We start from the raw sequence: 13,089 nt of genomic DNA, 5'->3' as shown, positions 1-13,089 counted from the left end.
CCAGTTGCTCAAGCGGGCGGATGCGAAAAATCCCGCCCCCCGAGGGGGACGGGATTCGTCCGTGGGCTGTGGAGCTAAGGAGAATTGAACTCCTGACCTCCTGCATGCCATGCAGGCGCTCTACCAACTGAGCTATAGCCCCTGGTGCCACGCGGCTGGGCCGCGTGTTCCTGTTCGCTCCGCTCGGCGGGGCGAACAAGAAGAACTTTAGCCTGTGGCCTGCCGGAAAGTGAAATCCGGGGACCGGGCCCGCCGTCCGGCGGCTCAGTCGTCGTCGCCGAGCACCGGTTCCGGCAGCGTGCCGGCGTTGTGCTCCAGCAGTCGCCAGCCGCGCGCGCCCTCGCCGAGGACCGACCAGCAGCAGTTGGTCAGGCCGCCGAGGCTCTCCCAGCTGCGCGGGTCTAGGCCGAGCAGGCGGCCGATGGTGGTGCGGATGGTGCCGCCGTGGCTGACCACCACGAGGGTGCCGTCCTCGGGGAGCTTCTCGGCGTGCCGCAGGACCACGGGAGCGGCGCGGTCGGCGACCTCGGTCTCCAGCTCGCCGCCGCCGCGGCGCACGGGCTCGCCGCGCTTCCACGCCGCGTACTCCTCGCCGTGCCGGGCGATGATCTCGTCGTGGGTCAGCCCCTGCCAGACGCCCGCGTAGGTCTCCCGCAGGCCCTCCTCCAGGGTCACTTCGAGGCCGGTGAGGACGGACAGCTCGGCGGCCGTGTCCGCGGCCCGCACCAGGTCGGAGGCGATGATCGCGTCGGGCCTCAGGTGGATCAGCAGCTCGGCCGCGCGGCGGGCCTGGGCGACGCCGGTCCCGGTCAGCTCGACGTCCGTGCTGCCCTGGAAGCGGCGCTCCACGTTCCACGCGGTCTGGCCGTGCCGCCACAGGATGACGCGCCGGCCGCGGCCCGGCCGGCCCGCCGCCACCTCGCCGGTGGCGCTCATCGCCAGTCCCCGTCTGTCTGCGTCGCCTCCTCGGCGGCCTGGAGCCTGGCGTGCTCCTCGGCCTTGCCGCGGGTCTCCTTGGCGTCGGCGGGCAGCTCCAGCTCGGGGCAGTCCTTCCACAGCCGCTCCAGGGCGTAGAAGACGCGCTCCTCGCTGTGCTGGACGTGGACGACGATGTCGACGTAGTCGAGCAGGACCCAGCGGGCCTCGCGGTCGCCCTCACGGCGCACCGGCTTGGCGCCGAGCTCCTTGTTCAGCCGCTCCTCGATCTCGTCGACGATCGACTTGACCTGGCGGTCGTTGGGCGCGGAGGCCAGCAGGAAGGCGTCCGTGATCGACAGCACGTCGCTGACGTCGTAGGCGATGATGTCGTGCGCGAGCTTGTCGGCCGCCGCCTGGGCGGCGGTGCTGATGAGTTCGATGGAGCGGTCGGTCGCGGTCACTGCCTGGCTTTCGGGTCGGCGGTCGGTTGACCTCAAGGGTCTCACGACCGCCGACGGCGGCCCACGCGACAACCGGGCCGCCGCCCCGCGAAGGGCCCGCGGCCGCTACGACGCCGGTTCGTAGTCCTGGCCGAGCACCACCGAGACCCGGGCGTTCGCGGAGGTCTTCCCCTGGGCGACGGCGCCGGTGGGCAGGCCCAGCGTCTTGGCGACCTGGACGGCGTTCTCCTTGTCGGCGGCCTCGGCGTAGACGACCTCCGACTTCGCCTCGGTGCCGGAGGCAGTGCCGCCGGACAGGAAGGTGAAGCCGCCGTTGAGGAGGACGACGCGGGCCTTGCCGGTGCGGTCCTCGACCCCGGTGGCGTTGCGCACGGAGACGCTGACGGCCGCGTCCTTGTCGGGGCTCTTGGCGGTGCCGCCGAGGATGTCCTTGACGACGCTGTCGCTCGCCTCGGCGCTGAGCGAACCGCCCTCCTCGACGGGCAGCAGCTCGGTCCTGAAGTCGCCGCCCTTGGCGAGGTCGGAGAGCCCGGCGAGGAAGGAGCCGAGGTCCTTCTCGGTCAGCGGCGGGTCGAGGATCAGCCCGAGGGTCTGGATGGTGGTCGTCGCGGCCTGCGGGTCGGACGACAGCTTGCGCAGCACCCCCTGCATGACCTGCCCGAACCGCTGCAACTGGGCGTCGGCCTGCTCGCCCGAGCCGCGGTGGGTGGCGTACGCGACGGCCATCTTGCCGCTGAGGGTCTGCCCCTGGCCCTTGCGCACCAGCGGCGTGGCGCCCTTGTCCTTGGCCTCCGGGTCGGCGACGTCGGCGTTGGTGTCGACCTCGATGTTGCCGACCAGGTCGACGAGGATCTGGAGGTACGGGGTGTCCAGGCGCCAGGTGCCCTCGATGTCGGTGCCGAGGGAGGAGTCCAGGGCCGTGCGGGTGGCGTCGGGGCCCTCGTCGTCGACGGACTTGGCGAGCGTGGTGGTGCTGCCGTCGTCGCCGGTCAGGGCGAGGCCGTTGGGCACCAGTACGGCGGTGCCCTTCTTGGTGGTGGTGTTGTCGACGAGCAGCGCGGTGGAGGTGGAGCCGCCCTTGGTGTCGTGCAGGTGGACGGCGATCACGTCGCGCTTCTGGGCGCCCGCCGCCGTCGCGGAGCCGGTCTTGTCGTCGGAGGAGCCCACGCCGGGGAGCTTTCCGGCGTACCAGAGGTAGCCGACGCCGCCGACCGCGACCAGGGCCAGGACGACGACCAGGGCGACGACACGGGCGCGTGCGCGCCGCCGGGCCTCCTCGCGGCGCTCGGTGCGGTTCTCCGTGAACTTCATCCAGTCGATGACGTCCTCGGAGTCGTCGGCCGGCTCCTCGACGAAGGCGAACTGCTCGGTCCGGTAGTCCCGGTCGTCGGCGGCGGGGGCGGCCTGCTGCGGTTCCTCGCGCGGGCCGGCCTGCTGCGGGATGTGCGCGGTCTGCTCGGTGACCCGGGGCTGCGGGCCGCTGGTCGCGGCCTGGCCGTAGGGGTCGTACGGCTGCTGCGCGGCGGGCGGATGGCCGTAGGAGCCGTGGCCGGGCGTGGCGGGCTGCTGTCCGGTGTCGTAGCCGGTACCGGAGCCGTAGGGGTCGTACGGGTCGTAGGGCCGCTGGTCGGCCTGCCCGCCGTCAGCGGGGGTGTACTGGTCGTAGCCGTAGCCCTGCTGCCCGTACGGCTGACCCTGCTGCTGGTACGGGTCGTACTGCTGCTGCCCGCCGGGAGCGGCCTGGGCCTGGCGGTAGACCGGCCGGCCGTACTCGTCGTAGCCGACGAGTTCGTACTGGTCGTCGCCGCCGTATCCCGCGGCGTATCCGTCGTTCACCGGTGCCCCTCTCGGTTCACTCGCCGCGGTACAGCTGGCGTTTGTCGATGTAGCGCACGACGCCGTCCGGCACCAGGTACCAGACGGGATCGCCCTTGGCGACTCTCGCACGGCAGTCCGTGGAGGAGATGGCGAGGGCCGGGACCTCGACGAGCGAGACGCCGCCCTTGGGGAGTCCGGCGTCCGTGAGGGTGTGGCCGGGCCGGGTGACGCCGATGAAGTGCGCCAGGGAGAACAGCTCCTCGCTGTCGCGCCAGGTGAGGATCTGGGCGAGGGCGTCGGCGCCGGTGATGAAGAACAGGTCCGCGTCCGGGTTGAGGGCGCGCAGGTCGCGCAGGGTGTCCACGGTGTAGGTGGGGCCGCCGCGGTCGATGTCGATGCGGCTCACGGAGAACTGCGGGTTCTCGACGGTCGCGACGACGGTCATCAGGTAGCGGTCCTCGGCCGCGGACACCGTGCGGTGGCTCTTCTGCCACGGCTGTCCGGTGGGGACGAACACCACCTCGTCGAGCTGGAACTGCGCGGCGACCTCGCTGGCCGCCACCAGGTGCCCGTGGTGGATCGGGTCGAAGGTGCCGCCCATGACGCCCAGACGGCGCTTGCCCGGCGACGACGGGCCGTTGCCCGGACCGGTGGCGCGGGCGGGCACCGCGTTCTGCGTGCCGCGCCCCGGCGTGTACGCCGGGCCGGTAGGCGTGTCCTGCTCTCCCATGCGTGCAGACCCTACCGGCCCACCCCGGGCACCCCGGCCGCCCCCACGGCCCAGGGTGCTCAGCGGTCGCGGTTGAACCGGGTGGTGATCCACAGCAGGAGCATCAGGGCGAGGAACGCGCCGATGCCGGTGACGTAGGGGCTGAGGCTCTCGTGGTTGCCGCTGTGCTCCTCGCCGCCCTCGGCGGCGAGGGTGGCGAACTGGGCGGCGCTGAGGGGAAGGCTCATCGGCAGGACCTATCCGGTGTGGGCGGGACAAGACGTCCGCTCATCGTATGCGGGCCGCTCACGGGCGATCACGCCGACTCCGCCGACGGGACCGCGCGGAAGGGGTCCGGGGAACCTTCGGATCGACTCAGTCGTCCTTCCGCTTGTACCCCCGCAGCAGGAACCACGCGGTCAGCACGCACCCCAGGACCATGACGATCAGGACGATCCGGAGCAGATTCCCCGGCCCCTGCTGCTCGGCGGCGGTCGCGGCCCCGGCGAGCCAGTCGGGGTGGGGGATGTGCTGCATGGCGTGGACTCCTTCGGTGTACTGCCCGTCCACGGTATCTCCGCCTAGGCTGGGCCCGGCTCCTGGGGTGCAAAGGACCGCACAAGGGTTCGCAAAGGCCAGACACCCGCACAGGCCACACACACGCACATGGGGGAAGACATGTCCGACGGCCATCAGGACAACGGGCACGAGCACGTGCCGAGCCGGCAGCGCAGGCGCTTCCCGGGGATCTCCTCGCGTGCGTACGAGCACCCGGCCGACCGCAGCGCGCTGGTGGCGCTGCGCAAGCTGAGCGGTTTCGACACGGTCTTCAAGGCGCTGAGCGGCCTGCTGCCCGAGCGGAGTCTGCGGCTGCTGTTCCTGTCCGACTCGGTGCGCGTCTCGGACCGGCAGTTCGCCCATCTGAACGTCATGCTGCGCGACGCCTGCTACATCCTGGACCTGGAGAAGGTCCCGCCGATGTACGTCAACCAGGACCCGGTGCCGAACGCGATGTGCATCGGCCTGGACGAGCCGATCATCGTCGTGACCACGGGCCTCGTCGAACTGCTCGACGAGGAGGAGATGCGGGCGGTGGTCGGGCACGAGGTGGGGCACGCGCTGTCCGGGCACTCGGTCTACCGGACCATCCTGCTCTTCCTGACCTCCCTGGCCGTCCGGGTCGCCTGGATCCCGCTGGGCAACGTGGCGATCATGGCGATCGTGACCGCGCTGCGCGAGTGGTTCCGCAAGTCGGAGCTGTCCGCCGACCGCGCGGGGCTGCTGGTGGGCCAGGACATCCAGGCGTCCATGCGCGGCCTGATGAAGATCGCGGGCGGCAACCACCTGCACGAGATGAACGTGGACGCGTTCCTGGAGCAGGCCGACGAGTACGAGGCCGGGGGCGACCTCCGCGACTCCGTGCTGAAGATCCTCAACGTGCTCCCGCGCACCCATCCCTTCACCACGGTGCGGGCGGCCGAGCTGAAGAAGTGGGCGGCCTCCCGGGACTTCCAGCGGATCATGGACGGCCACTACCCGCGGCGCGACGAGGACAAGGACACCTCGGTCCGGGACTCCTTCCGGGAGTCGGCGTCCCACTACGCGACACACGTGCGCGGCTCCAAGGACCCGCTGATGAAGCTGGTCAACGACATCGCGGGCGGCGCCGGCGACCTCGGCGACCGGATGCGGCGGGGCTTCGGCGGCTTCACGTCCTCCCAGCCGCGGCCGCCCGGTGACCCGAACGGGTCCTCCGAGGGCCCGGCGGGCGCCGACGGCCCCCAGGACCCGGACGACCGCCCGCCGCGCGACGGCGCCTGAGCCGTCGCGGGGACGTCACACCTTGGGCTGGGCGCTCGCCGCGAGGGTCCCGCACAGGGCCGCGGCGTTGTCCGAGGTGTAGGGGTCGGTGCCGGCGGGGGCGCCGGTCCCGGCCGTCTGGCCGGCGAGCAGCGGCCGCAGGTGGTTCGCCGAGTCCTCGGCGCAGGAGAGCGGCCCGGCCTGGACGTAGGAGGCGACCAGCTGCGTCTGGTGCAGGCGCAGGTCCTCCCGGTCGTAGCGGAAGGTCAGCTCGCGCCGGACGGTGAACAGCGACGTCCCGGCCCGCTGGTCACCGGCCGGCCGCAGCGCGTAGACCATGGTGTGGTCGGCGGTGACCTCCAGCGTGGACGCGTCGGTCTCCAAGGCCCGCAGGCTGCCGTTCACCCGGATCTCGGGGTCGGCCAGCTCGGCCCGGACGGGGTCGAAGCGCACCAGCCACCCGGTGGGCGCGTGCCGTCCGTCGGCGGTGGGGCGCTCGAAGCTCTCGTCGAACTGGTGGAGCTGGTCGGGGTCGAGCAGGACCCGCACGGAGCGCACCTCCCGGCCGCCGAGCACGTCCGGGTCCAGCGCCGAGCGGACGATGTAGTTCTTGGCGGTGGTCAGCGCGTTCAGCACCTGGTCCTCGGAGAAGTGCGCCGTGCGCCGGGCCCCCGGCAGCGGGACGCCCTCGGCGGCGGTGCGGAACCGCGCGGCGGGACTGTGCTCGTAGAGGAAGCCGACGTCGTCGGCGCCGGGCACCCTGCCCCGGGGTGCGAGCGGGACGACCGTCATCCGCACCGGCTCGGCGGCACGCTGCGCGGACGGGTTCTGGTACGGGTGCCGTACGCCCATGTAGATGGCGGTGCCGAAGGCCACGGCGATCAGGACGACCAGGACGAGCGCCTGCCGGGAGAGGCCGGCCCGGCGCAGCGGCGGGCGGCGGCGGACGGCGGGGGCGTGGTCGGTGATGCGTTCCTGGGCGGAGAACTCCTGGAGCCGGGCAGCGCGGACGAACGACTCGTCGAAGACGACGGATCGGTATTCGTCCTCTCCGCCGCCGGGGGCGCCCTCGGGCGTCCCTCCGGGCGGATCGCCAAGCCCTGCCATACCTTCAGGGTAGGTCGGCGGAAGGTCGCGTAAACGCGCCGGTGCAGGTCAAGTTGGGACAGCTTCGGGCCGCGGGACGGCAGGTCAGGGGCTGCTCGGAAGCACCGGGACGGCGGGCTGCGAGTAGTCGGCGGAGGCCGAGGGGGTCACGGAGCCGCCCTGCTCGGGGCCGGTCGACGCGGGTGGCGGCACCTGCTGCGTGCCGCTGCCCGAGGACGCTCCCCGGTAGACGGCGACGAAGGCCAGTGCGACCATGCCCACGCCCATCACGAGGGCGAGTATCCAGGCGACGGGCCGGTGCCAGCGGACCTGCTTGCCGGACGCGGGAGGGGCGCCGTAGGGGCGGTCCAGGAGGTCCCGGTCGTCGTCCGGGTCGTCGAGGTCGGGATCATGGCCGAAATCGCCGTACCCGTCGTCGTAGCGCTCGGCTCTGGTGCGGCCGCGGCGGGCCGCCTCCGCCTCGGTGGCCTCGGCGCGGGCCTGCGCGGCGGCCAGGAGGCGCTCGACGGCGGTCGGCTCGTGCACCGCGGCCGCCCGTACGAAGGCCTCGTCGAAGACCACGGAGGCGAACTCTTCGTCCGACACCCCGCGGTCGTGTTCGTCGTCGGGCTCCCAGCCGTCGGGAAACGGCGTACCCCCCACGTCCTCCGGCACGGATCCAGAGTAGACCTGGGGGGTCGTTTTGGGCAGACGGCCGGGAAATTCGTCCGTTGGGTGGGATGCCCCGATCGTGTCAGCGCCGTACGTGCCCGTCGCCGGTGACGATGTACTTGGTGCTGGTCAGCTCGGGCAGCCCCATCGGGCCCCTGGCGTGCAGCTTCTGGGTGGAGATGCCGATCTCGGCGCCGAAGCCGAACTGGCCGCCGTCGGTGAAGCGGGTGGAGGCGTTCACCGCGACCGTGGTGGAGTCGACCAGCTGGGTGAACCGGCGGGCGGCCTGCTGCGAGGTGGTCACGATGGCCTCGGTGTGGCCGGAGGTCCACAGCCGGATGTGCTCGACGGCCTTGTCGAGGGAGTCGACGACCGCCGCGGCGATGTCGTACGACAGGTACTCCGTCTCCCAGTCCTCCGGGGTGGCCTCGACGGCCGTCACCTTGGAGTCCTGGGCGTACGCCATCACGCGCTCGTCGGCGTGCACGGTGACCCCGGCCTCCGCGAGGGCGTCCAGGGCGCGGGGCAGAAAGTCGGCGGCGATGTCCTGGTGGACCAGGAGGGTCTCGGCGGCGTTGCAGACGCCGACCCGCTGGGCCTTGGAGTTGACCAGGATCTCGACGGCCGTGTCGACGTCGGCGAGCGCGTCGACGTAGACGTGGCAGTTGCCGGTGCCGGTCTCGATGACGGGGACGGTGGACTCCTGGACGACGGTGTTGATCAGCGAGGCGCCGCCGCGCGGGATGAGCACGTCGACCAGCCCGCGGGCCCGCATCAGCTCGCGCACGCTCTCCCGGCTCTCGCCGGGCACCAGCTGGACCGCGTCGGCGGGCAGCCCGGCCCCGCCCACGGCGTCGCGGACCACCCGGACCAGGGCGGTGTTGGACTGGTACGCCGAGGAGGAGCCCCGCAGGAGGACCGCGTTGCCGGACTTCAGGCACAGGGCGGCGGCGTCGACGGTCACGTTGGGCCGGCCCTCGTAGATGATGCCGACCACGCCGAGCGGCACCCGGACCTGGCGCAGGTCGATGCCGTTGGGAAGGGTGGAGCCGCGCACGACCTCGCCGACCGGGTCGGGCAGCGCCGCGACGTCGCGCACGTCGGAGGCGATGGCGCGGACCCGCTCCGGGGTCAGGGTGAGCCGGTCGATGATGGCCTCGCTGGTCCCGGCGGCGCGGGCCTTGGCGACGTCCTGGGAGTTGGCCTCGACGATCTCGCTGGTCCGGACCTCCAGCGCGTCCGCCACGGCGAGCAGCGCGTCGTCCTTGACGGCCCGCGGCAACGGCGCGAGGTCGGCCGCGGCGGCCTTGGCCCGGTAGGCGGCCCGGGTGACCGGGGACATCGAGTCGTACGGCGAGAGCGTGGTCATGGGGGAAGCGTAGTGGGCCGGGCCGGGCCGTCCACCGGTTGTCCCAAACCCCGAGACATGCGGCGGGCGGTACGGAACCCCACCAAAACGGCACCCGCTAGAAGGGGTGCACCCCGACCGGGGTCGCCGGCGCGGGACCGTACCCCGCGGCGATGCGCTGGTGGTAGGTGGCCCGGTCGATGACCTCCAGGCCGACGATCTCCCAGGGCGGCAGTCCCGCGGTCTGCCGGTGCTCGCCCCACAGGCGCAGGGCGACCGCGGCGGCGTCGTGCAGGTCGCGGGCCTCCTCCCAGTACCGGATCTCCGCGTGGTCGTCGGCGTACCTGCTGGTCAGCAGGAAGGGATGGTCGTGCGCGAGCTGTTCGAGGGCGCGCCGCACCTCGGTGAGGGGCGCGCGGGCGCCGGAGACGCTGAGGGTGACGTGCCACAGGCGCGGGGTGTGCCCGGGGTCCTCGCCCCGGAACCGGTCGCCGGCCGCGACGCTGGTCAGGGCGCGTTCCTCGCCGGGGGCGCGGGCGCCGTTGCGGGGGCCGCCGGGACGGGCGCCGGTGCCGCCGCGGGAGCCCGAGCCGCCGCGGGAGGCGGTACCACCGCGGGACGCCGCCGGCCCAGGGCGCACTCCGCTCACGACGGCCTCCTTCGCACACACGGCTGGCCCGGCGGTCGGCCGGGTCCGTCCCTGAGAAAAGTTGAGCAGGCCGCGCGGGATCGCGGGGCGGTTTTGCGGAACGTCCACCGCCGATTCGGGGACGTTTCGACCCATTACGGGTGCAGGATCACCAGATCGTCCCTGTGTACGACCTCGCGTTCGTACGCGGGTCCCAGCTCGCGGGCCAGCTCCCGGGTGGAGCGGCCGATCAGCAGCGGGATCTCCTTGGCGTCGAAGTTGACCAGGCCCCGCGCCACCGCCCGTCCGGTGCCGTCCCGCAGCTCGACGGGGTCGCCCGCGGCGAACTCGCCCTCGGCGCCGGCGATCCCGGCCGGGAGCAGCGACTTGCGGCCCTCGACGACCGCGCGCACCGCCCCTTCGTCGAGGACGAGCGCCCCGCGCGGGGTGGAGGCGTGCTGGAGCCAGAGCAGCCGGTCGGCGAAGCGCCTGCCGGTGGCGTGGAAGTAGGTACCGGTGTCGCCGCCGGCCAGGGCGTCGGCGGCGTGGACCGCGCTGGTCAGGACCACCGGGATACCGGCCGCGGCGGCGATCCGGGCCGCCTCGACCTTGGTGACCATGCCGCCGGTGCCGACGCCCGCCTTGCCGGCGCTGCCGATCTCGATCTCCGCGAGGTCGGCGGGGGCGTGCACCTCGGCGATCCGCGAGGTGCCGGGCCTGCTCGGGTCGCCGTCGTAGACGCCGTCCACGTCGGAGAGCAGGACCAGCAGGTCGGCCCGGACCAGGTGGGCGACGAGGGCGGCGAGCCGGTCGTTGTCGCCGAAGCGGATCTCGTCGGTGGCGACGGTGTCGTTCTCGTTGACGATCGGGAAGGCGCCCATCGCCAGCAGCTTGTCGAGGGTGCGGGAGGCGTTGCGGTGGTGCGCGCGGCGGCTCATGTCGTCGCTGGTCAGCAGCACTTGGCCGACGCGGACGCCGTAGCGGGCGAAGGAGGCGGTGTAGCGGGCGACCAGCAGACCCTGGCCGACGCTGGCGGCGGCCTGCTGGCGGGCCAGGTCCCGGGGGCGGCGGCGCAGGCCCAGCGGGGCGAGCCCCGCGGCGATGGCTCCGGAGGAGACGAGGACGATCTCCCGCTCCCCGCCGGAGCGAACCTTGGAGAGGACGTCCACCAGGGCGTCCACCCGGTCGGCGTCCAAGCCGCCCCCGGCGGTGGTCAGCGAGGAGGAGCCGACCTTGACGACGATCCTGCGGGCCTCGCCCACGGCCTGCCTTGCCCCTGCCACGGCCCCGTCCGCCTCTCCCGTTCGACGCGCGCGAACCCCGCGCTCGCCAGGCAATCTACGCGAAGGGGGACCCGCCCCGCGCCGCGGTCCAGGCTGCGGACAGGGCGCGGGACCCCTCCGCGCGGGGGTTGGCGTCAACACGCGCGTGTCGTCGGGAGGCCGCCCGGCGTTAACCGGGATGTCCGATGCGCGACAAGCCTGGAGCGACCGCAGTGCCCCTCTCTCTGCCCCGCCCCCGCCTCCCCCGCCCCTCCCGCCCGCGCCTGCCCGGCCGGCGGACCGTGGTGAAGCTGCTCGTCCTGGGAGTCCTGGCGGCCGCCTTCGCCGCCCAGGCGGTGGGCGCGCTGCTGCCGCACGTGCCGCTGCTGCTCGCCGCGACTGCCGGTTCGCTGGCCGCCGAGGGGGTGCTGTACCGGTGGCAGCGGGGCATGGTGTCGCTGTTCGCCAAGTCGCACGCCGACGTCACGGTGCGGCACGTGCTGCGGGACCTGCTGCTCGTGATCGGGCTGCTGCGCCTCGGCGAGCAGCACCGGGAGGGGGTCTACGCCCCGCTGGTCGCCGCGCTGCTCGTCTTCTACGCGCTGCACTGGGCGGTCCAGGCGGTGTCCGTCCTGGTCCGCCGCACCCGGACGCTGCCGGTGGTGACCCGGAACATCGACGCCTCGGCGCTGCGGCTGACCCCGGCGCCCCCGCTGCTGCTGCGCCGCCCCGGGCACCGGCTGGCGGTCTTCGGCCTGCCGGCGTCGGCCGGGCTGCTGGCCACGGCGGCCACCGACGCGCCGGTGTGGGGCGCGGCGGGCCTCGGGCTCTCCCTCACGCTGGCGCTGGCCGGCCTGTGCGCGCTGCTGACGCGGCTGCTGCCGGGGCGCAGGCCCGCCGGTGAGCAGGAGGTGCTCGACTGGTTCGAGGCGTGGCTGGCCGAGTACCGGCCGACGGTCGGCCTGTACTTCTCGGGCGGGGCGTCGTCGGCCTACCAGGCGAACATGTGGCTGGAGCCGCTGGCGCGGCTGGAGGGGCGGCCGGTGATCGTGCTGCGCGAGCGGTTCATGATGCAGCGGATCGCGGCGACGGACATCCCCGTGGTGTGCCTGCCGAAGGTGTCCACGCTGATGCGCCTGGAGCACTCCACCCTCCGGGTCCTGCTGCACCCCTCGAATTCCGGGAAGACCTCGCAGGTGCTGCGCATCCCGACCATCAAGCACGCCTTCGTCAACCACGGGGAGAGCGACAAGCTGTCCTCCTGCAACCCGTACGCCAAGGCGTACGACGAGGTGTGGGTGGCCGGTCCCGCGGCGCGCGAGCGGTACGCGCTGGCGGAGGTCGGCGTCGAGGACAAGGACGTGGTGGAGATCGGCCGCCCGCAGCTCGGCGCCGTACGGCCGCACGCGGGGCCGCCCGCGCCGGGAGCCTTCACGACCGTGCTGTACGCGCCGACCTGGGAGGGCTGGGACGGCAATCCGGGCAACACGTCGGTGGTCGAGGCGGGCGAGCACCTGGTCCGGGCGCTGCTCGCGGACCCGGCGGTACGGCTGCTGTACAAGCCGCATCCGCTGACGGGGTCGGTGGATCCGCGGGCCCGGGCGGCCGATCTGCGCGTGCGGGAGCTGGTGCGGGCGGCGAACCGGGAGCGGGGCGGGCCCCGGCCGGCGCCGTCGGCAGCGGCGGAGCTGGCCCGGCGGACCGCGGAGCTGGACCGGCTCACCGCGCCGCGTTTCCGGTCGGCCGCCGACCAGGCGGAGCGGATGCTGCGCGGTCCGGCGCCGGCGTCCGGGCGGGCGGAGGCGGTGGCGCGGGCGACGGCCGCCTGGGAGGAGGCGTACTGGGCGTCGCTGCCCGGGTGGGAGCACCAGGTGGTCACGGACGTCCGGCCGCCGCTCTACACCTGCTTCAACCGGGCGGACCTGCTGATCAGTGATGTCTCCAGCGTGATCAGCGACTTCCTGGCGAGCGGCAAGCCGTACGCGGTGGCCAACACCAGCGGGCTGGCCGAGGACGTGTTCCGCAAGTCGTTCCCCACGGTGGTGGCGGCGACCGTGCTGACGCCGGATGCGGCCGGGGTGCCGGCCCTGCTGGACGCGGTCCGCCATCCGGAGCTGGACGAACTGGCCGGGGAGCGCGCCGCGTTGGCCCTGCGGCTGCTGGGCCCGGCCGGGCCACCGCCGCAGGAGCGCTTCGCGGCGGCCGTGCGGTCGCTGTGCGCGGCGGCCGGGGAGCACCGGGCGCGCAGGGCCGAGCGGCTCGCCACGGAGCTGCCCGTGCCCGGGCCGCGGCGCGGGCCCGCCCATCGGCCCACGGCGTCGGCCGGCACCCCGCACGCCGGGCAGACGGAGCCGCGGGGGCGCGCCTGAGCACCGCCGCCGCGGCCG

The 13,089-nt window shown here is 73.6% G+C and carries 13 protein-coding genes and 1 tRNA gene; 2 read left to right on the top strand and 12 right to left on the bottom strand.

The window, feature by feature from the left end; genetic code table 11:
* Window positions 1–69: 69 nt before the first annotated feature.
* The 7 genes from ACZ67M_RS02365 to ACZ67M_RS02335 all read right to left on the bottom strand — a co-directional run bounded on the left by ACZ67M_RS02365 (window position 70) and on the right by ACZ67M_RS02335 (window position 4,443).
* Window positions 70–142 (bottom strand) — tRNA-Ala (locus tag ACZ67M_RS02365).
* Between the two features lie 122 nt (window positions 143–264).
* Window positions 265–936 (bottom strand): histidine phosphatase family protein, encoded by a 672-nt coding sequence (locus ACZ67M_RS02360; protein WP_361354771.1) that lies wholly within the window; start codon window positions 934–936, stop codon window positions 265–267.
* The gene (gene rsfS, locus ACZ67M_RS02355; RefSeq protein WP_234954597.1) at window positions 933–1,379 is read right to left on the bottom strand and encodes a ribosome silencing factor; all 447 of its coding nucleotides are present in this window, start codon (window positions 1,377–1,379) and stop codon (window positions 933–935) included. Before rsfS ends, ACZ67M_RS02360 begins: the two co-directional genes overlap by 4 nt.
* Before the next feature lie 105 nt (window positions 1,380–1,484).
* Window positions 1,485–3,215, bottom strand: a complete 1,731-nt coding sequence (locus ACZ67M_RS02350; RefSeq protein ID WP_469849247.1) for an LCP family protein — start codon at window positions 3,213–3,215, stop codon at window positions 1,485–1,487.
* A 16-nt stretch (window positions 3,216–3,231) separates the two neighbouring features.
* A complete protein-coding gene (gene nadD, locus ACZ67M_RS02345) occupies window positions 3,232–3,927 on the bottom strand; it encodes a nicotinate-nucleotide adenylyltransferase (protein ID WP_122620144.1) in 696 nt (231 codons plus the stop codon).
* A gap of 59 nt (window positions 3,928–3,986) precedes the next feature.
* Entirely contained in the window at window positions 3,987–4,154 is a 168-nt protein-coding gene (locus ACZ67M_RS02340) for a hypothetical protein (RefSeq protein WP_107420146.1), read from the bottom strand.
* Between the two features lie 127 nt (window positions 4,155–4,281).
* On the bottom strand, window positions 4,282–4,443 hold the full coding sequence (locus ACZ67M_RS02335) for a hypothetical protein (RefSeq protein WP_185832559.1): 162 nt from the start codon (window positions 4,441–4,443) through the stop codon (window positions 4,282–4,284).
* Window positions 4,444–4,584: 141 nt separating this feature from the next.
* Here ACZ67M_RS02335 and ACZ67M_RS02330 point away from each other — a divergent pair, with 141 nt between their 5' ends.
* Window positions 4,585–5,727 carry a M48 family metallopeptidase gene (locus ACZ67M_RS02330; RefSeq protein WP_469849245.1) on the top strand — a complete coding sequence of 381 codons (1,143 nt, stop codon included), beginning with the start codon at window positions 4,585–4,587 and terminating at the stop codon, window positions 5,725–5,727.
* 15 nt (window positions 5,728–5,742) lie between these two features.
* On the opposite strand, the gene ACZ67M_RS02325 is transcribed toward ACZ67M_RS02330, so the two are convergent.
* From ACZ67M_RS02325 to proB, 5 genes are all read right to left on the bottom strand, one after another.
* Window positions 5,743–6,813, bottom strand: a complete 1,071-nt coding sequence (locus ACZ67M_RS02325) for an SCO2583 family membrane protein (RefSeq protein WP_469849243.1) — start codon at window positions 6,811–6,813, stop codon at window positions 5,743–5,745.
* Window positions 6,814–6,897: 84 nt separating this feature from the next.
* Window positions 6,898–7,467 carry an SCO2584 family spore wall biosynthesis protein gene (locus ACZ67M_RS02320; protein WP_382809333.1) on the bottom strand — a complete coding sequence of 190 codons (570 nt, stop codon included), beginning with the start codon at window positions 7,465–7,467 and terminating at the stop codon, window positions 6,898–6,900.
* A 79-nt stretch (window positions 7,468–7,546) separates the two neighbouring features.
* Window positions 7,547–8,833 carry a glutamate-5-semialdehyde dehydrogenase gene (locus ACZ67M_RS02315; protein WP_361354756.1) on the bottom strand — a complete coding sequence of 429 codons (1,287 nt, stop codon included), beginning with the start codon at window positions 8,831–8,833 and terminating at the stop codon, window positions 7,547–7,549.
* A gap of 97 nt (window positions 8,834–8,930) precedes the next feature.
* Entirely contained in the window at window positions 8,931–9,452 is a 522-nt protein-coding gene (locus ACZ67M_RS02310) for a hypothetical protein (protein WP_376297169.1), read from the bottom strand.
* Window positions 9,453–9,595: 143 nt separating this feature from the next.
* Window positions 9,596–10,723 (bottom strand): glutamate 5-kinase, encoded by a 1,128-nt coding sequence (gene proB, locus ACZ67M_RS02305; RefSeq protein ID WP_361354752.1) that lies wholly within the window; start codon window positions 10,721–10,723, stop codon window positions 9,596–9,598.
* Between the two features lie 185 nt (window positions 10,724–10,908).
* Between proB and ACZ67M_RS02300 the strand changes: the two genes are divergently transcribed.
* Window positions 10,909–13,071 (top strand): hypothetical protein, encoded by a 2,163-nt coding sequence (locus ACZ67M_RS02300; RefSeq protein WP_469849240.1) that lies wholly within the window; start codon window positions 10,909–10,911, stop codon window positions 13,069–13,071.
* Window positions 13,072–13,089 lie beyond the last annotated feature (18 nt).

The sequence above is a fragment of the Streptomyces sp. NPDC107500 genome (assembly GCF_055582785.1).
This window is presented reverse-complemented; position numbering and strand designations above follow the sequence as displayed.